Source organism: Streptomyces sp. NBC_00029, from assembly GCF_045160505.1.
Lineage (GTDB): Bacteria > Actinomycetota > Actinomycetes > Streptomycetales > Streptomycetaceae > Streptomyces.
On record NZ_CP108292.1, the window covers coordinates 2290147 to 2308739 of the forward strand.

Annotated in this window: 18 protein-coding genes; 7 read left to right on the top strand and 11 right to left on the bottom strand. The window is 73.5% G+C overall.

Features of this window, described 5'->3' with window-relative positions; all coding sequences use genetic code 11:
* Positions 1 to 29 precede the first annotated feature (29 nt).
* Genes OG753_RS11075 through OG753_RS11085 form a run of 3 tightly spaced genes read right to left on the bottom strand, consistent with a single transcriptional unit; the run spans position 30 to position 2812 of the window.
* The gene (locus OG753_RS11075; protein WP_327261643.1) at positions 30 to 770 is read right to left on the bottom strand and encodes an SseB family protein; all 741 of its coding nucleotides are present in this window, start codon (positions 768 to 770) and stop codon (positions 30 to 32) included.
* Positions 771 to 791: 21 nt separating this feature from the next.
* Positions 792 to 1997 carry a type VII secretion-associated serine protease mycosin gene (mycP, locus tag OG753_RS11080; protein WP_405788284.1) on the bottom strand — a complete coding sequence of 402 codons (1206 nt, stop codon included), beginning with the start codon at positions 1995 to 1997 and terminating at the stop codon, positions 792 to 794.
* Complete coding sequence (locus tag OG753_RS11085; protein ID WP_405788286.1) at positions 1994 to 2812, bottom strand: hypothetical protein; 819 nt, start codon at positions 2810 to 2812, stop codon at positions 1994 to 1996. The genes mycP and OG753_RS11085 overlap by 4 nt, the downstream gene beginning before the upstream one ends.
* 249 nt (positions 2813 to 3061) lie before the next feature.
* On the opposite strand from OG753_RS11085, the gene OG753_RS11090 reads away from it, so the two are divergent.
* Positions 3062 to 4264: an amino acid deaminase/aldolase gene (locus OG753_RS11090; RefSeq protein ID WP_327261646.1), complete on the top strand. Its 1203-nt coding sequence runs from the start codon at positions 3062 to 3064 to the stop codon at positions 4262 to 4264.
* Here the strand turns inward: OG753_RS11090 and OG753_RS11095 are convergent.
* From OG753_RS11095 to OG753_RS11110, 4 genes are all read right to left on the bottom strand, one after another.
* A complete protein-coding gene (locus tag OG753_RS11095) occupies positions 4261 to 5535 on the bottom strand; it encodes a haloacid dehalogenase-like hydrolase (protein WP_405788287.1) in 1275 nt (424 codons plus the stop codon). The genes OG753_RS11090 and OG753_RS11095 overlap by 4 nt on opposite strands.
* A gap of 92 nt (positions 5536 to 5627) precedes the next feature.
* Positions 5628 to 6413 (bottom strand): 3-oxoacyl-ACP reductase, encoded by a 786-nt coding sequence (locus tag OG753_RS11100; RefSeq protein ID WP_405788288.1) that lies wholly within the window; start codon positions 6411 to 6413, stop codon positions 5628 to 5630.
* Positions 6414 to 6418: 5 nt separating this feature from the next.
* A complete protein-coding gene (locus OG753_RS11105; protein WP_405788290.1) occupies positions 6419 to 7798 on the bottom strand; it encodes an aldehyde dehydrogenase family protein in 1380 nt (459 codons plus the stop codon).
* 37 nt (positions 7799 to 7835) lie between these two features.
* Complete coding sequence (locus OG753_RS11110; protein WP_405788291.1) at positions 7836 to 9200, bottom strand: glutamine synthetase family protein; 1365 nt, start codon at positions 9198 to 9200, stop codon at positions 7836 to 7838.
* Positions 9201 to 9277: 77 nt separating this feature from the next.
* Between OG753_RS11110 and OG753_RS11115 the strand changes: the two genes are divergently transcribed.
* From OG753_RS11115 to OG753_RS11130, 4 genes are all read left to right on the top strand, one after another.
* Complete coding sequence (locus tag OG753_RS11115) at positions 9278 to 10024, top strand: FCD domain-containing protein (RefSeq protein ID WP_327261651.1); 747 nt, start codon at positions 9278 to 9280, stop codon at positions 10022 to 10024.
* 169 nt (positions 10025 to 10193) lie between these two features.
* Entirely contained in the window at positions 10194 to 11672 is a 1479-nt protein-coding gene (gene eat, locus OG753_RS11120; RefSeq protein ID WP_327261652.1) for an ethanolamine permease, read from the top strand.
* Between the two features lie 45 nt (positions 11673 to 11717).
* Positions 11718 to 12425: a gamma-glutamyl-gamma-aminobutyrate hydrolase family protein gene (locus OG753_RS11125; RefSeq protein ID WP_327261653.1), complete on the top strand. Its 708-nt coding sequence runs from the start codon at positions 11718 to 11720 to the stop codon at positions 12423 to 12425.
* Between the two features lie 139 nt (positions 12426 to 12564).
* Positions 12565 to 13371, top strand: coding sequence for a hypothetical protein (locus OG753_RS11130; protein WP_405788292.1), 807 nt, complete (start codon positions 12565 to 12567; stop codon positions 13369 to 13371).
* A gap of 46 nt (positions 13372 to 13417) precedes the next feature.
* Here OG753_RS11130 and OG753_RS11135 read toward each other — a convergent pair whose 3' ends face one another.
* On the bottom strand, positions 13418 to 13765 hold the full coding sequence (locus tag OG753_RS11135; protein WP_327261655.1) for a hypothetical protein: 348 nt from the start codon (positions 13763 to 13765) through the stop codon (positions 13418 to 13420).
* Between the two features lie 228 nt (positions 13766 to 13993).
* On the opposite strand from OG753_RS11135, the gene OG753_RS11140 reads away from it, so the two are divergent.
* Positions 13994 to 14794 (top strand): thioesterase family protein, encoded by an 801-nt coding sequence (locus tag OG753_RS11140; protein WP_405788293.1) that lies wholly within the window; start codon positions 13994 to 13996, stop codon positions 14792 to 14794.
* Positions 14795 to 14830: 36 nt separating this feature from the next.
* Here the strand turns inward: OG753_RS11140 and OG753_RS11145 are convergent, their stop codons facing one another.
* Positions 14831 to 15769 carry a LysR family transcriptional regulator gene (locus OG753_RS11145; protein ID WP_327261657.1) on the bottom strand — a complete coding sequence of 313 codons (939 nt, stop codon included), beginning with the start codon at positions 15767 to 15769 and terminating at the stop codon, positions 14831 to 14833.
* A gap of 70 nt (positions 15770 to 15839) precedes the next feature.
* Here OG753_RS11145 and OG753_RS11150 point away from each other — a divergent pair, with 70 nt between their 5' ends.
* Entirely contained in the window at positions 15840 to 16994 is a 1155-nt protein-coding gene (locus tag OG753_RS11150; RefSeq protein WP_405788295.1) for a TDT family transporter, read from the top strand.
* Here OG753_RS11150 and OG753_RS11155 read toward each other — a convergent pair.
* Both OG753_RS11155 and OG753_RS11160 read right to left on the bottom strand, forming a co-directional pair.
* Positions 16991 to 17632, bottom strand: coding sequence for a hypothetical protein (locus OG753_RS11155; protein ID WP_405788296.1), 642 nt, complete (start codon positions 17630 to 17632; stop codon positions 16991 to 16993). The genes OG753_RS11150 and OG753_RS11155 overlap by 4 nt on opposite strands.
* A 237-nt stretch (positions 17633 to 17869) precedes the next feature.
* Positions 17870 to 18589: a helical backbone metal receptor gene (locus OG753_RS11160; RefSeq protein ID WP_405788298.1), complete on the bottom strand. Its 720-nt coding sequence runs from the start codon at positions 18587 to 18589 to the stop codon at positions 17870 to 17872.
* Positions 18590 to 18593 lie beyond the last annotated feature (4 nt).

Sequence of the window (18593 nt, forward strand, 5' to 3'; positions counted from 1 at the left end):
AGGGTTGCTCCTGGTCGGCGGGGCGGCGGTCAGCGGGTGAACAGGGGCTCGCCGGGCGGGGCCGGAGCGTCCGGCGGCAGCAGCGCCAGGTCCAGGCCGCGGACCAGCCGGGCCCGCAGGGTGGTGTCCGCCGCCAGCGCCTCGGCGACGCGCCGGGCCGCCGCGGGCGCCTGCGCACCCCCGGCCAGCACGATCGCCAGGGTGCCGTCGGAGTCCGGGCCGCCCGGGCCGAGGTGGGCGCGCAGCACGGCCGGCTCCGCGGCCACTGCGGCCCGTACGGCCTCCCGTACGGCGGGGTCGGCCAGCGGGCCCGCGTCGGTGCGGCCCTCGGCGAGGGCGAGCAGCGCGGAGCCGGTCAGCTGGTAGGTGACGGGGCCAGCCAGGTCCAGGACCACGGTGTCGGCCTTCTCGTGCGCGGCGGCGGCGAGCGCCTGGTGCAGCGGGACGGCCACCGGCCGGGCCTCGGGGTCCCAGAGCGCGAGCGAGGCGGTCGAGGTGAAGGCGGGCAGGGCCCGCCGGTCGCCCGCCCGCAGGGTCGGCACGGCCATGTCGCTGGTCTTCTCGCGCTTCAGGCCCGTCTCCGGGTCGGTCTCCACCTCGCCGAGTACCGCGACCACCGGGACGAGGAGGCGGGCGCCCTTCAGCGCGGCCAGCACCTCCGGCTCCTTCGCCCGGTCCTCGGACCAGGCGGCCAGGGCCGCGGTCAGCCGGGGGTCGGCCGAGCCGTCGTCGTCGGAGAAGCCCGGGTCGGGAATGTTCTTGTTCGCCATGTTCGCCACAGTTACCCGACCCTACTGTGCCGCGTACGGGTCCTTGCCGCGGCCCCGGGTGCCCCGGCGCGGACGCCGTGCCAGTACGGAGGCCAGTACGAGCAGCGCCGCCCCCGCGACCGCTGCCGCCGGGGCGCCCAGCCGGGCACCGCGCTCGGGTGGGCGGGCCGGTTCGGGGCCGGGACCGAAATACGTGCTCCCGGCCGCCGCGGGCGCGGGCACCGCGGCCTCCGGGCGCATCGTGTCGGCGGCCTGGAGGGCTGCGACGGGATCGACGAGGCCGTGTCCGCGGGCGTCGTCGCGGCCGCCGGCCGGGGAGTCTGCGGCGGTCGCCTCCAGCAGCTTCTTGATCTGGGCCGGGGACAGGTCCGGGTGCGCGGCCCGGACGAGGGCCACCGCGCCGGAGACGAAGGCCGCCGCCGCGCTGGTGCCCCAGCCCTCGTAGTAGGAGCGGTCGGGATCCGCGATGACGACGTCCACGCCGGGGGCGCTGACGGTGGCGTACCAGTTGCGGGTGGAGAACTTGGCCTTCTTGCCGCGGCGGTCCACCGCGGTCACGGCGATGACCCCCGGATAGGCCGCCGGGTAGGAGACCCGGTCGCCCGCCTCCCCGCCGTTGCCCGCCGAGGCCACGACGACCACGCCCTTCGCGAGGGCGTACTGGACGGCCTCGTCCTCGCCCGCCTCGTGGTGGGCGGAGTCGCTGTCGTCGCCGAGGGACAGGTTGATCACGTCGGCGCCGTGGTCCGCGGCCCACCGGATGCCCTCGGCGAGCGCGCCGCCCTTGCTGTCGCGGGCCTTGGCACGGCCCGGGTCGCCCTCTTCGAGGATCACCCGGATGGGCAGGATCCGTGCCTGCGGGGCGATGCCGAGGACGCCCTGGCCGCGGCTGGGGCCGTGGCCGTGCCCGGCGATGATGCTCGCCATGGCGGTGCCGTGGCGGGCCCAGGCGCGGTCGCCTCGGCCGGCTCCCATGCCGATGAGGTCGGTGCCCTCCAGGACCTGACCGGCGAGGTCGGGGTGCGCGTCGTCGACGCCGGTGTCGAGGACGGCGACCGTCACGCCGTCGCCCCGGGTGGTGCCCCAGGCCTCCTCGGCGCGCAGCGCGAGCAGGCCCCACTGGCGGTCGCGGATGTTGTCGGCGGCGGCGGGGGTCGCGGTGGCGGGCACGAGGAGGGTCGCGGCGAGCAGGGCGGTGGCCGCCTGCCCGAGGGCCCGGCGGATCATCGGGTGGACTCCGGGGTGGGCGCGGCTGTGGCGGTCGCCGCGGGTGTGGCGGGCGGGGCGGCGAGCAGGGCGACGGCGTGGCCGATGCGGTCGGCGACCGCCCGGGCCTCGTGGCCGAGGCCGGCCTGGGCTGCGGCGCCCGTGGCGTCCTTCTTCATCAGGTCCTCGGCGGGGCGGGGCGCGTCCTGGGGGCGGCCGTCGGCGAAGGCGGAGACGGTGTAGACGACGACGGGGGCCTCGGCGAGTACGGACGAGGCCCAGGCGGCGCGCTGCGCGTCGGCGAACCCGTAGGCCGGCGGGGCGGTGATCCGGCCCTTGAGGGCGGCCATCGCAGGGGCGTCGGCGGGGGTGAAGACCATGCCGACGGTGATGAGGGAGCTGCGGGTGGCGTCGGTGTAGGTGGCTCGGAGCACGCGGGTGCAGCCGGTGGCGGCCAGCAGGGGCTGCCAGTCGGCGGCGAGGGCGGCGGAACACTCGGCGTCGGGGGCGAGCGCTGTCCGGGTCCAGGTGCGGTCGGCTCCGCCGGGGCCGGCGGAGGGGCCGGTCAGGACGGGCGGGAGGAGGCTGTCGACGGGGGCGGCACGCCACAGCGACTCGGCCTTGCGGTAGGCGGCGTCGGCGGGCAGGGGGCGGCCCGCGGCGCGGTGCTCGGCCCAGGTGGTGAGTGCGGCTCCGCCGACGAGGCCGCCGCCGAGGAGGACGCAGAGCGCGGCGGCGAGGACCCGTCCGGGGCGGCGGGATCCGTGCGGGGGCCGGGGCGTCGGGGGCGGTTCGGGCTCGCCCAGGATCGAGGTCCGCGGTGTCGTCGTGGTCATCCGGCGGCTCCGCCCCCCGTTCCGTACGGCTGCCTGCCCGTACTCTACGGCGTCGGGCGCAGGGGGTGCGCGGGGCGGGTGCGCGGCGGGTTCCGGTGCCGGGCCGCTGCCGGTCCGAGGTGTCGGCCGACGCCTGTGGCCCCGTCGGCGATTGAGGCGCAGGGGTCCGGGGCAGTGCCCCGGGAAACGGGCAAAGGGCGGGCGGAGAAGCACTACCCACCGGTACAGACCTCTGGCAAGCTGCCACCCATGAACTCCCCCGCCACCGACCGCGCCCGGTACGACCGGGCGACCGCGCACCTGGACGCGCCGCTGGCCATCGTGGATCTCGACGCCTTCGACACCAATGCCGACGATCTCGTCCGCCGCGCCGCCGGCAAGCCGGTCCGGGTCGCGAGCAAGTCGGTCCGGTGCCGCGCGCTGCTGGAACGGGTGCTCGCCCGGCCCGGGTTCGCCGGGATCATGTCGTACACCCTCGCCGAGTCGCTCTGGCTGGCCCGGTCCGGTTTCGAGGACGTGCTCCTCGCCTATCCCTCCGCCGACCGCGCCGGGTTCGCCGAGCTGGCGGGCGACGCCAAGCTGGCCGGCGCCGTCACCGTGATGGTGGACGATCCGGCGCAGCTGGACCTGATCGACGCGGCCCGCGACGGCGGCGGCGAGGAGGTCAGGGTCTGTCTGGAGCTGGACACGGCCCTGCAGTTGCTCGGTGGCCGGGTCCGGATCGGGGCCCGCCGCTCGCCGCTGCGCGAGCCCGCCCAGCTGGCCGCCCTGGCTCGGGCCGTGACCGAGCGGCCCGGGTTCCGGGTCGTGGGGCTGATGGCGTACGAGGGCCATGTCGCCGGGGTCGGGGACGCGCTGGCCGGCCGCCCGCTGCGGTCCCGGGCGATCCGGCTGATGCAGGGCGCCGCCCGCAGGGAGCTGGCGGCGCGGCGGGCCGAGGTGGTGCGGGCCGTGCGGGCCGTCGTACCGGATCTGGAGTTCGTCAACGGCGGCGGGACCGGCAGCGTGCAGCAGACGGCCGCGGAGGACGCGGTGACCGAGATCGCGGCGGGTTCGGGCCTGTACGTGCCGCGGCTCTTCGACAACTACACGTCGTTCAGCGGGCGTCCGGCGGCCCTGTTCGCCCAGCCCGTGGTGCGCAGGCCCGGGGTGGGTGTGGTGACCGTGCTCGGGGGCGGCTACCCGGCGTCCGGTGCGGCGGGGGCGGACCGGCTCCCGGTGCCGTACCTGCCGCAGGGGCTGGCCTACGACCCCCAGGAGGGCGCGGGCGAGGTGCAGACCCCGTTGCTGGGGAGCCCGGCCGACGATCTGCTGATCGGCGACCGGGTCTGGTTCCGTCACGCCAAGGCGGGCGAACTGTGCGAGCGGTTCGACACCCTGCACCTGATCGAGGGCGACCGGGTCACCGAGAGCGTCCCGACCTACCGCGGCGAGGGTCGGACCTTCCTCTAGTAGACGGAGTCGGTCTGGTCGGGGACGACGCTGTGGTCGCCCCGCAGGACCGGGCCCCTGGTGCCGTCGTGGCCGACGTAGCCGGTCGTCGTGCACGGGTAGGGGTCGGTCTTCTGCTTCTTCGGTTCGATGAACATGGGGTTGACGATCCACCGGCCGTCGCTGTTGTCGTACGCCCGGCACATGAGCTCGTTCTTGTTGCGGTTGACGACGAGCCGCAGGGCGGTGGCGTCGCGCAGGAACGAGATGTCGGTGTCGGAGTCGCCGGCGGCGAACACGTGGCGGCGGGCGGCGGGCTGGACCTTCTCGGCGGCCGCGCCGCGGACGCCGAAGATCTCCTTGTTGATCCAGCAGCGCTTGCCGTCGATGTAGGTGATCATCGTGTCGGCGCCGTCCCGGACGGATCCGCAGCCCTGGAGGTGGGGGGTGAACTTGCCGCCGGTGGTGGTGGTGTTGCGGATGCCGATGACGCGGTCGGCCTTGATGCCGACGTCCTTCGCCCAGACCTCGACCACGGGCTGCGGGGACGCGGAGCTGATCCACACGTCGAAGCCGGCCCTCTGGAGGCCCTTGACCAGGTCCCGTTGCTGGTCGTAGTAGCGCACCCAGCCGGTGGCGGTGCCGCTGCCCACCTGCTGGGTGGCGCCGACGGGCGCGGCGAGGTTCTCGGTGCGGGCGGCGGCCGCGAAGCCGCGGATCTCGCGGGCGGTCCAGCCCTGCATCAGCTGGGCGAGCCAGGCGTACGAGGGGTCGGTGGTGCGGCGGTCCCAGCCGGCGAAGGCGGGGGCGCCGGCGCGGGTCGCGGCGTTTCCGTAGACGGAGTTGATCTCGTCGGCGCAGGCGGTTCCGGCGGCGGTCGCGGTGGGCAGGGGCGCGCCGGGGCGGGCGAGGGCGGCGCAGGCGTCGGCCAGGGCCCCGGTGGCGGCGGGGGTGAGGTGGCGGCTGGTGGTGGACCAGTCCCCGGCGGCGGGCTGGCGGATCCGGCCGTTGCGCAGGAGCCAGAACATGGTGGCGTCGCCGACGTCGTTCTTGACGACGGTGTTGTCCCAGTCGAAAACGGCGACGGGTCTGGCGCCGCCGGGACGGTACGGGTTGCAGCTGCCGTACTGGTCGAAGAGCTGCTGGAGCCGGGCCCGGTTGTCCCCGTACCAGCCGGGGCCGACCGTGACCCGGGGGCAGGGTGCGTGGCCCGCCTGGGCCGGCGGGGCGAGCAGGAGACCGGATCCGGTGACCGCCATCAGGGCGAGGGGGGCCGCCCACTTTCTCTGCATGCTGCTCCTTCGGGGGGATGGAACGGGCAACGGAACGGCCGGGCACCTTGCGGCGCCCGGCCGGCCGGGGCGGAGGGGTGGTGCGGGTCTGCCTACAGCGGGGTCACGTACGCGCCCGAGATGCCGCCGTCGACGAGGAAGTCGGTGGCGTTGATGAAGGAGGAGTCGTCGCTGGCGAGGAAGGCGACGGCGGCCGCGATCTCGGTGGGCTCGGCGAAGCGGCCCAGCGGGATGTGGACGAGGCGACGGGCGGCGCGCTCGGGGTCCTTGGCGAACAGTTCCTGCAGCAGGGGGGTGTTGACGGGCCCCGGGCACAGGGCGTTGACGCGGATGCCCTCGCGGGCGAACTGCACGCCCAGCTCGCGGGACATGGCGAGGACGCCGCCCTTGGACGCGGTGTAGGAGATCTGGGAGGTGGCGGCGCCCATGATCGCGACGAAGGAGGCGGTGTTGATGATGGAGCCGCGGCCCTGGCGCTGCATGTAGGGCAGGGCGGCCTTGCAGCACAGGTAGACGGAGGTGAGGTTGACGTCCTGGACGCGCTTCCAGGCCTCCAGGCCGGTGGTCAGGATGGAGTCGTCGTCCGGGGGCGAGATGCCCGCGTTGTTGAAGGCGATGTCGACCGAGCCGTAGGTGTCGAAGGCCGTCCTGAAGAGCGCCTCGACCTCCTCGGGGCTGGTGACGTCGACCTTGACGAACAGACCGCCGACCTCCTCGGCGGCGGCCTTGCCGGCCGTCTCGTCGATGTCCGCGCAGACCACGTTGGCGCCTTCGGAGGCCAGGCGGCGGGCGGTGGCGAGGCCGATGCCGCTGCCGGCTCCGGTGATGACGGCGGTGCGGCCGACCAGGCGGCGGCAGATGATCTCTTCGTTCGACATGTGGTTCAGGCCTCCGTGCTGATGAAGACGTTCTTGGTCTCGGTGAAAGCGGTGAGGGCGTCGGGTCCGAGCTCGCGGCCGAGTCCGGACTGCTTGTAGCCGCCGAAGGGGGTCCAGTAGCGGACGCTGCTGTGCGAGTTGACGGACAGGTTGCCGGCGGCGACGGCACGCGAGACGCGCAGCGCGCGGCCGATGTCGCGGGTCCAGAGGGAGCCGGAGAGGCCGTACTCGGTCGCGTTGGCCAGGCGTACGGCGTCCTCCTCGTCCTCGAAGGGCAGGACGACGGCGACCGGCCCGAAGACCTCCTCGGCGGCGACGGGCGCGGTGGGGGCGACGTCCGTGACGAGGGTGGGCGGGTACCAGAAGCCGGGGCCCTCGGGGGCGGTGCCCCGGATCGCGGTGAGGTCGTCCGTGACGAAGGACCGTACGCGCTCCAGCTGGGTCCGGGAGATCAGCGGGCCCATCTGCGTCTTCTCGTCGAGCGGGTCGCCGACGGTCACGGCCGCGATGCCGGGGGCGACGAGCTCCAGGAAGCGGTCGTAGACGGAGCGCTGTACGAGGATCCGGGTGCGGGCGCAGCAGTCCTGGCCGGTGTTGTCGAGGAAGGCCATGGGGGCGGCGGCGGCCGCGGCTTCGAGGTCGGCGTCGGCGAAGACGATGTTGGGGCTCTTGCCGCCGAGTTCGAGGGTGACGCGCTTCACCCGGTCGGCGCACTTGGCCATGATCTGCTTGCCGACGCGGGTGGACCCGGTGAAGACGATCTTCGCGACGCCGGGGTGTTCGACGAGTGCGTCGCCGGTGACGTCCCCTCGGCCGGGGAGCACCTGGAAGAGGTGCTCGGGGATCCCGGCCTCGAGGGCGAGTTCGGCGAGGCGCAGCGCGGTCAGGGGGGTGGTCTCGGCGGGCTTGAGGATGACGGCGTTGCCGGCGGCGAGGGCCGGGGCCAGGCCCCAGGCTGCGATCGGCATCGGGAAGTTCCACGGGGCGATCACGCCGATGACGCCGAGGGGTTCGAGGAAGGTGATGTCGATGCCGCCGGCGACGGGGATCTGGCGGCCCGAGAGCCGTTCCACTCCCCCGGCGGCGAAGTCCAGGAGGTCGCGTACGTTGCCGGCCTCCCAGCGGGCGTTGCCGATGGTGTGACCGGCTTCGCGGACCTCCAGCTGTGCCAGTTCCTCGATGTGGCCGTCGACGACCGCGGCGAAGCGGCGCAGCAGCCGGGCCCGGTCGGCGGGGGCGGCCGCCGCCCAGGCGCGCTGGGCAGCGGCGGCCCGGGCGACGGCGGCGTCGACATCGTCCCGTGTGGCGGCCGGGACGATGGCGACGGTTTCCTCGGTGGCCGGATTCAACACTCTTAGATTGAAGGGGGCCAGCGCATCGGACACGTGGTGCCTCACAGTTTCGTTCGGTGGTGTGCGGTGGCTACAGGCGTTCGAAGGAGCGGCGCAGCTCCCAGTCGGTCACCGCGGAGTCGTAGGCGTCGAGTTCCACGCGGGCCATGTTGCGGTAGTGCGCGACCACTTCGGGGCCGAAGGCGGCCTTGGCGATCTCGCTGTTCTCCCAGAGCTCGGCGGCCTCGCGCAGGGTGGCGGGGACGTGGGCGTAGTCGGCGGTGTACGCGTTCCCGGCGCAGGCCTCGGGGAGCTCCAAGCGGTTCTCGATGCCGTAGAGCCCGGCCGCGACCAGGCCGGCGACGGCGAGGTACGGGTTGACGTCGCCGCCGGGGAGGCGGTTCTCGAAGCGCATGGACCGGCCGTGGCCGACGACCCGCAGCGCGCAGGTCCGGTTGTCCACGCCCCAGGCGACGGCGGTCGGCGCGAAGGATCCCGGCCGGAAACGCTTGTACGAATTGATGTTGGGGGCGTAGAGAAGGGAGAAGTCGCGCAGCGCGGCCAGCTGGCCGGCCAGGAAGTGTCGCATCACCGGTGACATACCGCCCGGGCCGTCCCCGGCCATCGCGTTGCGTCCCTCGGTGTCGGCAAGCGAGAGGTGGATGTGACAGGAGTTGCCCTCGCGCTCGTCGAACTTCGCCATGAAGGTGAGCGAGACACCTTCCTGGGAGGCGATCTCCTTCGCTCCGGTCTTGTAGACGGAGTGCTGGTCGCAGGTGGTCAGCGCCTCGTCGTAGCGGAAGGCGATCTCGTGCTGGCCGAGGTTGCACTCCCCCTTGGCCGACTCGACGATCAGGCCCGCCGCCTGCATCTCGTTGCGGATCCGGCGCAGCAGGGGTTCGATGCGGCCGGTCCCGAGGACGGAGTAGTCGATGTTGTACTGGTTGGCGGGCGTCAGGCCGCGGTAGCCGGAGTTCCAGGCCTGCTCGTAGGTGTCCTGGAAGACCATGAACTCCAGCTCGGTGCCGACCATCGCGGTGTACCCGGCCTCGGCGAGGCGCTCCAGCTGGCGGCGCAGGATCTGCCGGGGGGCGGCGACGACGGGCGAGCCGTCGTTCCAGGCGAGGTCGGCGAGGAGGAAGGCGCTGCCCGGGTTCCAGGGGATGCGGCGCAAGGTGGCGAGGTCGGGGTGCATGGCGAAGTCGCCGTAGCCCCGGTCCCACGAGGACATCTCGAAGCCGTCGACGGTGTTCATGTCGGTATCGACGGCGAGGAGGTAGTTGCAGCCCTCGGTACCGTGCTCGAGGACCTCGTCGAGGAAGAACTGTGCGGCGAACCGCTTGCCCTGGAGCCGCCCCTGCATGTCGGGGAAGGCCAGGACGACTGTGTCGATCTCACCGCTGGCGACGAGGGAGCGGAGCTCCTCGGGCGCGAGCGGCGGCTTGCGGTCTACCACTGGAATCTCTCCTTCGGTGAGCCGAGGAGGCCTAAGGTATTGAATAGAACCATTGCTTGGGAAGGGGAGGGGCCGAGATGACCGATACGGCGAGCGAAGGCGACGCGGTCGCACGACTGAATCCCGTGCTGCGGCAGGTGCGGGCGGGCAACGGTTTCGAGGAGGCGCTGGAGCAGATCCTCCAGGTCGTCCGGCTGGGTCTGGTGCCGGGCGGCGAACGACTGCCGCCCGAGCGCGAACTGGCGGAACGGATGGGGATCAGCCGGGTCACCCTGCGCGAGGTGCTGAAGGTGCTGCAGGACCAGGGCCTGGTGGAGGCCCGGCGCGGACGGTACGGCGGAACGTTCGTGCTGCCCCGCCCCGACACCCCGGCCGGAGGCACCGAGGAGGAGCTGCGCCGGCGCGTGGCGGGGGTGGACATCGAGGACGCCCTGCGGTTCCGCGAGGTCCTGGAGGTGGGGGCGGCCGGACTGTGTGCCTCCCAGGGGCTGACCGAGGAGGGGTCGAAGCGGCTGCTCAGCGCCCTGGCGGCCACGCACGACGCCCCGCTCGCCGACTACCGCCGCCAGGACACCCTCTTCCACCTGACCCTGTCCGAACTGGCCGGTTCCGCGACGCTGACGGCCCAGTACGCGGCCGTCCGGGCCACCGTGAACGACCTGCTGGACTGCATCCCGCTGCTGGTGCGGAACCTGGAGCACTCCCAGCAGCAGCACAGCACGCTGGTGGAGGCCGTGCTGGCGGGCGATTCGGCCGGGGCCCGCGAGACCATGCGCGAGCACTGCTGCGGCACGGCGGCGCTGCTGCGCGGCTTCCTGGCCTGAGCGGCTCCGTGGCGGGCCGGGAGGCGACCCGGGAAGCGGCCCGGGAAGCGGCCCGGGAAGCGGCCCGGGAGGGATTCGTAACTTCTGTTTAACGCAGAGGTCTTGCGCACTCCGCCCCTCTAAGGCAAAGGTACGCCCCACAACCATTGCCCTGAGGCAGGAGCGCACGATGGCCGACGACATCGAGGCACGGCTCGCCGCCGTACCCGCACCCACCAAGTCCCCCGACGGCGGGGACGGCCCCGACGAGTACCTCGCGCGCCGGACGCTGCGCCGCGGCAGCGCCGGCTGGCTGCTCCTCACCGGCCTCGGCGTCGCCTACGTCGTCTCCGGGGACTTCTCCGGCTGGAACGTCGGCCTCGACAAGGGCGGCTTCGGCGGCCTCGCCATCGCCACCGTCCTGATGGGCGCGATGTACGCCTGTCTGGTCTTCTCGCTCGCCGAGCTGTCCACGATCCTGCCGACGGCGGGCGGCGGCTACGGATTCGCCCGCCGCGCGCTCGGCCCCTGGGGCGGCTTCCTCACCGGCACCGCCATCCTGATCGAGTACATCCTGGCCCCGGCCGCGATCGTCATCTTCATCGGCGACTACGTCGAGTCCCTCGGCCTCTTCGGTCTCACCTCGAGCTGGCCGGTCTACCTCGGCTGCTTCGTCATCTTCATCGGCGTCCACCTCTGGGGCGTCGGCGAGGCGCTGCGCTTCAGCCTCGTCGTGACCGCGATCGCCGTCGCCGCGCTGCTGATCTTCGCGGTGGGGGCCTTCACCGAGTTCGACGCCTCCGGCCTCAACGACATCCCCGTCGACGCGAACGCCTTCGGCTCCAACTCCTGGCTTCCGCTGGGCCTGCTGGGCATCTGGGCCGCCTTCCCCTTCGGCATGTGGTTCTTCCTCGGGGTGGAGGGCGTACCGCTGGCGGCCGAGGAGGCCAAGGACCCGGTTCGCTCCATGCCGAAGGCCCTGTCCATCTCCATGGGCATCCTCGCCCTCCTCGCCCTGATCACCTTCTTCGCCGCGACCGGCGCCCAGGGCGCCGACGCCGTCAAGGACGCCGGCAACCCGCTGGTGGTGGCCCTGGAAGGGGACGGCGGCCCGACCGCGCTGAGCCGCTTCGTGAACTACGCCGGCCTGGCCGGCCTGGTGGCCTCGTTCTTCTCGCTCATCTACGCGGGCTCGCGCCAGCTCTTCGCGCTCTCCCGGGCCGGCTACCTGCCCCGCTTCCTCTCGCTCACCTCGAAGCGCAAGGCCCCGTACCTGGGCCTCGTCATCCCCGGCGCGATCGGCTTCGCCCTGGCCGCGGCCACCGGCGACGGAGCCCGCATGCTCAACATCGCGGTGTTCGGCGCCACCATCTCCTACGCCCTGATGGCGCTGTCGCACATCGTGCTGCGCCGCCGGGAGCCGGACCTGGAGCGCCCGTACCGCACCCCGGGCGGAGTCCTGACCTCCTCGGTGGCCTTCGTACTCGCCCTGTCGGCCCTCGTCGCCACCTTCCTGGTGGACAAGGACGCCGCATTCATCGCGCTGGCCGTGTACGCCGTCGCCCTCGCCTACTTCGCGATCTACAGTCGGCACCACCTGGTGGCCTCGGCCCCGGAGGAGGAGTTCGCGGCTCTGGCGGAAGCCGAGGCGGAACTGAGCCGTGACTGAAACCCTGTTCCTGCCCTGCCCTGCCCCCTGCTGGAGGTAACGAACGTGCCCAGGCCGCTCATCGGCATCACCACCTACGTCGAGGATTCCACCCGCTACGGCGTGTGGGACCTCCCGACATCCCTCGTACCGACCGGGTACTACGAACTCGTCCAGGCGGCGGGCGGCGCGGCCGTGCTGCTCCCGCCGGACGAACCCGGGTCGGCGGCGGAGGTGCTGAGCCGGGTGGACGGCCTGGTCGTCGCGGGCGGTCCGGACCTGGACCCGGTGCACTACGGAGCCGCGCGCGACTCCCGTACGGGCGCCCCCGCCACGGTCCGCGACCACTGGGAGCTGGCGCTGATCGCCGCGGCGCTGGACGCGGACATGCCCGTGCTCGGCATCTGCCGGGGCATGCAGGCGCTGAACGTCGCCCTGGGCGGCACGCTGATCCAGCACATCGACGGTCACTTCGAGACCCCGGGCGCCACATCCTGGCACCCGGTCCGGCCGGTCGCGGGCACCCGGTACGCGGACCTGGTCCCCGAGGAGGCTCAGGTCCCGACCTACCACCACCAGGCGGTCGACCGGCTGGGCCGCGGCCTGGTCGTCTCGGCCCACGCGGTCGACGGCACGGTGGAGGCGATCGAACTGCCGGATGCGGAGCGGTGGGTGCTGGGTGTCCAGTGGCACCCGGAGCGGGACACGGACACGCGGGTGATGTCCGCCCTCGTCGAAGCGGCCTCGGTGCGTACCGCGGTACCGGTGGGCTGACGGACCGCCGGTCGCGCGGCCCCGGCGCCTTCCCCGGCGCCGCGGCCGCGCGGCCCCGCACCCCCGCCCCGCCCGAGCCCCGCGCCGGGCGCGGCTGCCACAAATGGCCCATCGACAGCCGGGCGCGCACGCTGGATGGGTGAGCACCGACGCGCACCGCACGGCGAAGGGGCCGGTGGCCGGTTTCCTGGATAACCCGGTCGTGGGCATGGCGCCGTGGATCATCTTCTCGCTGCTGGTCGGCCCCGGACGGTTCGAACTGGCCGTCGGACTGGCCCTCGCCACGGCGGTCGCCCTGATCGCAGTGGGCCACCTGGTCAACCGCGGCAGCTCCTGGAAGCTGCTGGAACTGGCCGACGTGGTCTTCTTCGCGTCGATGGCCGTCATCGGAGCCCTCGTCGACGACGGAACCCTGCGCTGGCTGGAGACGTACGCGGGCGAGGTGGCCAACATCGCGCTGGCGGTGATCGCCTTCGGCTCGATGGCGATCCGGATGCCGTTCACGATCCAGTACGCCCGCGAACAGGTCGATCCGTCCCTCTGGCACACGCGCGGCTTCCTGCACACCAATTACATGATCACCGGGGCCTGGGGCATCGCCTTCCTGGTGGCCGCCGCCGCGGGAGCGTACGGCGATCTGGTGCTGCACAACCCGAACAACATCTGGACCGGCTGGATCATCCAGATCCTGGCGATCGTCGCCGCCGTGAAGTTCACCGTCTGGTACCCGGACGTCGCCCACGCCCGGGCGGTCCGCGAAGCCTCCGGCCTGCCTGCCGAGCCCACGCGGTGGGCGGGTTTCCTGGTGCCGCTGGCGGGCCTGCTCGTACCGATCGGCATCGCCGTCCTGATCTTCGACAACATGTGGTGGCTGGGCGTCGCGCTGATCGTGGTGGGCTCGCTCCTGACGAAGCGCCTGCAGGCCCGGTCCCAAGCCCCGGGTTGACGCCGGCCGGGCCTGTGGCGTTGGCCCGGCGACGTCCCCGTAGGGCTCAGCTGAAGACGACCGACCGCAGGTGCAGACGGGCCGAGCCGTGGCCCGTGATCGGCCGCAGCGTGAAGAAGTCCCCTTCGCAGCCGGGTTCGGTGAAGACCGTCGCCGTGGAGGTGGTCCTGTTGCGCGGCGAGTGCGCCGGGGAACTGGCAGCGGGGTCGGCGACCTCGGGCAACGTGATGCACTCCCGGCTCTCGGGGTCTTCCAGGATCACCGGCAGGGGGCGGCCGTCGAGGCCCGTGACCGTGTACTGGAACTCTCCCGTGGCCGCCGAGGCCGAGGTCGGGACGGTCAGCAGGAGCGTGAAGGCGCCGAAAGCGGCGACCGCGGCATGGCGAAGACGCATCAGGGTTTCTCCTCATGGGGGACGCGTGCGGGAGTCACCTTTCCCGCGGCCCCGCCCGGGGTCACCCTCCGCACCGCGCCGAATCGATCCCTCCTCCCCCGAACGGACGCACGACCTCCGCCCGAGCGTCCGGCAGATCACAGTGACGGACGGAACGGCACCTCCTACGATGCGTGATCGATACACCCGTTCCCCGCGCGTTGTCCCCCTTCCGAGGAGACGGATCCCGTGACCACCGGCGCCGCCGCACCCGAGAGCTACTACGAACGGACGGGCGAGCACGGCTTCAAGCCAACTGCCCACGCGGGGGGTGCGTGGAACGCCGACGAGCAGCACTTCAGCCCGCTCGCCGGCCTCGTGGTGCACGCGATCGATCGCCACCTGGCCCGGCGGCCCGAACCGTTGGCGCTCGCGCGGATCAGCTACGACATCCTCGGCCGCATCGCCCTCGACGAGTGCGGGATCACCGTCGAGACCCTTCGGCCGGGCCGCACCATCGAGCTCCTCGAAGCGAGCGTGGTCATCGGCGGCCGTACCGTGGTCCGCGCCCGCGCCTGGCTGCTGGCCACCCTGGACTCCTCCTCCGTGGCCGACAGCCCCCACACGCGGCTGCCCGCCCCGGAGGAACTCGACGTCTGGGCGATGGACGAGGAGTGGAGCGGCGGCTACGTCTCCTCCATCGAGGTACGCCGGACACCCCCGTCCCGCCGCGGCCGGACGACCGCGGCCTGGGTGTCCTCACCCCTCACCCTGGTCGCGGGCGAGCCGGTCAGTGCCCTCGCCTCGTACATGGCGCTCGTGGACACGGCGAACGGCATCGCGGTCCAGCAGGACCCCACCGCGTGGATGTTCCCGAACCTCGACCTGACCGTCCACCTGCACCGTCCGCCCAGCGGCCCGTGGACCGGCCTGGACACCACCGTCACCTTCGGCCCGTCGGGTCAGGGACTCACCAGCAGCGTCCTGCACGACATCGACGGCCCGGTCGGCCACGCGGAACAGATCCTCACGGTCCGCCCGCTGTCCTAGGTCCTGTCGATCAGGGCGGGCTCGCGGCGCCCGGCGCTACTTCGCGGGCACGCCCTGGCCACCTCGGGTCAGGGACAGCAGGTCACGGGCCGGGCCCGCCGGGCGGGCGCCCGCGGGCCAGACCGCCCGGAGGGCCCGACCGAGCTCCGCTCCCGTCACCGGTACCTCCACCAGCCGGCGCGCCGCCAGTTCGTCCACCACGGCCAGCTCCGACAGCACGCACGGCCCGGCACCGCCCAGCGCCGCCGCCTTCACCGCCGTGGTCGACGCCAGTTCCAGCAGCGGCGCGGCCAGCCCGCCGGCCGAGGCCAGTGCGGCGTCGAGGACCTGCCGCGTCCCGGATCCGCGCTCGCGCAGGATCAGCGGGGTCGAGGCCAGTTCCGCCGCTTCCACCCCCCGCGTCCGCCGTGCCCACGAATGGCCCGGGGCCACCGCCACCACCAGCCGGTCCTGGGCGATCACCACAGAGTCCAGCCCCTCGGGCACGGTGAGCCCCTCGACGAAGCCGAGGTCGGCCTCGTGCGTGAGCACCCGCTCGGCGACCACCGCCGAGTTCCCGGCGTGCAGGGACACTGCCGTGTCCGGGCGCTGGCCGCGCAGGGCGATCAGCCAGCCCGGCAGCAGGTACTCCGCGATGGTCATGCTGGCGGCCACCCGCAGCCGCGAGTCCCGTCGGCCCCGCAGCGCCTGCGCGCCCGCGTCAAAGGCTTCCGCCGCCTCCACCACCCGCCGGGCCCAGTCCGTGACGAGCGCACCCTCGGCCGTCAGCGTCGACCCCCGCGGGGATCGGTCCACCAGGGCCACGCCGAGCCGGGTCTCCATCGCCCGGATCCGGCTGCTCGCCGCGGGCTGGGTGATGCCGAGGCGACGGGCCGCGCCGCTCAGGCTGCCGACCCGCGCGACCGCGAGCAGCAGCTCCAGCGCGCCCAGGTCCGGTACCCGGTGTGCCAGCGGAACCCACTCGTCGTTACCCATAACATCAGTTTATGGCCTCATAGGAAGATGGCCTCTGCCGCCCCGTCCGCCCCGCCGCGAGGCTGGATCCATGGCCACCACCCTCGTGCTATCCCCCGCCCGGACCTCCCGCGCGCTCCGGGCCCACAAGGCCCCCGCGCTGCGACACCTCGGCCCCAACTGGTACGCCTCCGTCATGGGCACGGCGATCGTCGCCAACGCCGGTGCGACCCTCCCGTACCAGCTCCCCGGCCAGCGCGTGGCCTGCCAGCTCGTCTGGGCGCTGTCCGCCGTCGTCCTCGCCGCCCTGCTCACGGCCCGCGCCGGGCACTGGCTCCACCACCGCGACCAGGCCCGCGCCCACCTCCTGGACCCGGCCGTCGCCCCCTTCTACGGCTGCCTCTCGATGGCGCTGCTGGCCGTCGGCGGCGGCACCCTCATCGTCGGCAAGGACCTCATCGGGACCGGCGCCGCCGTCGCCGTGGACGCCGTGCTCTTCACCGCCGGTACCGCGATCGGCCTGGTCATGGCCGTGGCCGTGCCCTACCTGATGGTCGTACGGCACAAGGTCGAGCCCGGGCAGGCCACTCCCGTCTGGCTGCTCCCCCTGGTCTCCCCGATGGTCTCCGCCGCCACGGGGCCGCTGCTGATACCCCACCTGCCCGCCGGCCAGCCGCGCGAGGCCCTGCTGCTCGCCTGCTACGCCATGTTCGGCATCAGTCTGCTCGCCACCCTGCTGATGCTCCCCCTGATCTTCGGGCGGCTGCTCGTGGGCGGCCCGCTGCCGCTGGTCCTGACCCCCACCCTGTTCCTGGTCCTCGGCCCCCTCGGCCAGTCCACCACCGCCGTCAACCAGCTCGCCGATGTCGCCCCCCAGTCGATCGACGGCGCCTACGCGGACGCGCTGGGTGCCTTCGCGGTCGTCTACGGGGTCCCCGTGATGGGCTTCGCCCTGCTGTGGCTGGCGCTGGCCGTGGCCATGCTGGTCCGGGCTGCCCGGGGTGGCATGGGCTTCGCGATGACCTGGTGGGCCCTGACCTTTCCCGTCGGCACCTGCGTCACCGGCGCCGCCGGCCTGGCCCGCCACACCGGCCTGACCGCCTTCGCCTGGCTCGCCGCCGTCCTCTTCCTGGCCCTGCTGACCGCCTGGCTCCTGGCCACCGCCCACACCCTCCGCGGCCTGCTCTCGGGCCGCCTCCTGGCCGGCCAGGGCATTCCTGTCCGCGGCGACAGCACCAGCTCCTAGCTCCGGTATCCCCAGCGGGCGTGCCCGTCCTTGCCCATGAAGCACTTCGCCGGGCGGCCGTCCACGGTGGTGGCGCTCGCCCCGACCGGCGAGCAGGAACGGCCGAACTGGACGCCGCCGGCGCCCCCGCCGCCGCTCGTACCGCTGCCTCCGCTGCCGCCCCCACCGTCCTCCGTACGCCTGGGCTCGGGTTTCGGCTTCGCCTCCGGCGTGGGAGCGGGGGGTGCGGCCGGAGCGGGCTCCGGGCGCAGCCGGGTCCCCTCCTTCTCCGGGCACTTCACGTCCGGCGCCGCCACCACCACACGCGTCTCACCGGCCTTGACGGCGACGCCCTCGTCCGGGCTCTGGAAGCACACCAGCCAAGCGGCAGGGTCGGCAGGCAGGTCCACATCCGTGTACGCGCTCGTGAGCTGGGGGGCGCCACCACCGGCAGCCTCGATCCGATGGGCCGCGTCCGCGTAGCTGACGCCGACGGCCTGCGGCATGAGCGCGGCCGACGGGGTGGGGCTGGGGGGCGGCGCCGCCTGCGCGGTGACCGTGACCGTGACGGTGACCGTCGGGGCCGGCACCGGCTCCGCCCCGGATCCCGGCGAGCACGCTGCGGCGATCAAGGCCAGCACGAAGGCGATCGCCAGCATCCCGCCACAGCCCAGGATCGTCTTCTGCCTCGCACCGAACCGGCTGGGGGCCGAGGGCTCCGGCGTCGAGGGCTCAGGCGTCGAAGGCTCCGGCGGAGGATGCATGGCATAGCCATGAGTAGGCAGCTTGGACACGGAGCTCCTCCGACGACCTGCTCGATTCCGGGGAGCCTACCGGCCCGCCGCGGCGTCCTGACCGGCCGGGAGCATCCCGGAGGACACCGCGGGCGGCATCCCTCAGCGCGCCGCGCGCAGGGCCTGCGCCAGTACCGCCGGAGCCTCGGCCAGCGAGGGGCCGTACCAGGTCAGGTGCCGGCCGTCGACCAGGGCGGCCGGCAGGCCCGGGAAGGCTTCCGGCCCGTCCTCGGCCGAGAAGCGGTACGGCTCGTCCGGGAGCACCACGAGATCGCAGCCGGCGGCCGCCAGTTCCTCCACCGGCACCCGGGGATACCGCTCCGGGTGCCCGGCGTACACGTTGCGGACCCCCAGCCGCGCGAGCAGGTCCCCCGCGAAGGTGTCCCGGCCCAGCACCATCCACGGCCGCCGCCACACCGGTACGAAGGCGGTGCGCGCCTTGCCCGGCTCCAGGCGGGCCCATGCGGCCTCCGCGTCCGTCAGCCACCCCGGCCGGGCCAGACCCAGCGCTCCCACCAGCACCCTGTCCAGCTCCCGCAGCGCCTGCGGCAGGTCCCGGACCTCGGTGACCAGCACCTGGATGCCGGCAGCGCGCAGCGCCGCCAGGTCGGGGGCCCGGTTCTCCTCCTCGTTGGCGATGACCAGGTCCGGCCGGAGCTCCACGATCCGCGGCACGTCGGGGTTCTTCGTCCCCCCGATCCGCACCGCCGCCCCGAGGTCCGCGGGGTGCGTGCACCAGTCCGTGACCCCGGTCAGCAGCCCCGGAGCGGTCACGGCGACCGCCTCGGTCAGCGACGGCACCAGCGATACGACCCGCCGCACGCCG

Excerpts from the sequence above, each read along its gene's own strand:
- OG753_RS11135 (WP_327261655.1), bottom strand. The coding sequence starts at position 13,765 with ATGCGTCTTCGCCATGCCGCGGTCGCCGCTTTCGGCGCCTTCACGCTC.
- mycP (WP_405788284.1), bottom strand. The coding sequence starts at position 1,997 with ATGATCCGCCGGGCCCTCGGGCAGGCGGCCACCGCCCTGCTCGCCGCG.
- OG753_RS11090 (WP_327261646.1), top strand. The coding sequence starts at position 3,062 with ATGAACTCCCCCGCCACCGACCGCGCCCGGTACGACCGGGCGACCGCG.
- OG753_RS11085 (WP_405788286.1), bottom strand. The coding sequence starts at position 2,812 with ATGACCACGACGACACCGCGGACCTCGATCCTGGGCGAGCCCGAACCG.
- OG753_RS11115 (WP_327261651.1), top strand. The coding sequence starts at position 9,278 with ATGACCGATACGGCGAGCGAAGGCGACGCGGTCGCACGACTGAATCCC.
- OG753_RS11145 (WP_327261657.1), bottom strand. The coding sequence starts at position 15,769 with ATGGGTAACGACGAGTGGGTTCCGCTGGCACACCGGGTACCGGACCTG.
- OG753_RS11075 (WP_327261643.1), bottom strand. The coding sequence starts at position 770 with ATGGCGAACAAGAACATTCCCGACCCGGGCTTCTCCGACGACGACGGC.
- OG753_RS11155 (WP_405788296.1), bottom strand. The coding sequence starts at position 17,632 with ATGCTGGCGATCGCCTTCGTGCTGGCCTTGATCGCCGCAGCGTGCTCG.
- eat (WP_327261652.1), top strand. The coding sequence starts at position 10,194 with ATGGCCGACGACATCGAGGCACGGCTCGCCGCCGTACCCGCACCCACC.
- OG753_RS11095 (WP_405788287.1), bottom strand. The coding sequence starts at position 5,535 with ATGCAGAGAAAGTGGGCGGCCCCCCTCGCCCTGATGGCGGTCACCGGA.
- OG753_RS11100 (WP_405788288.1), bottom strand. The coding sequence starts at position 6,413 with ATGTCGAACGAAGAGATCATCTGCCGCCGCCTGGTCGGCCGCACCGCC.
- OG753_RS11150 (WP_405788295.1), top strand. The coding sequence starts at position 15,840 with ATGGCCACCACCCTCGTGCTATCCCCCGCCCGGACCTCCCGCGCGCTC.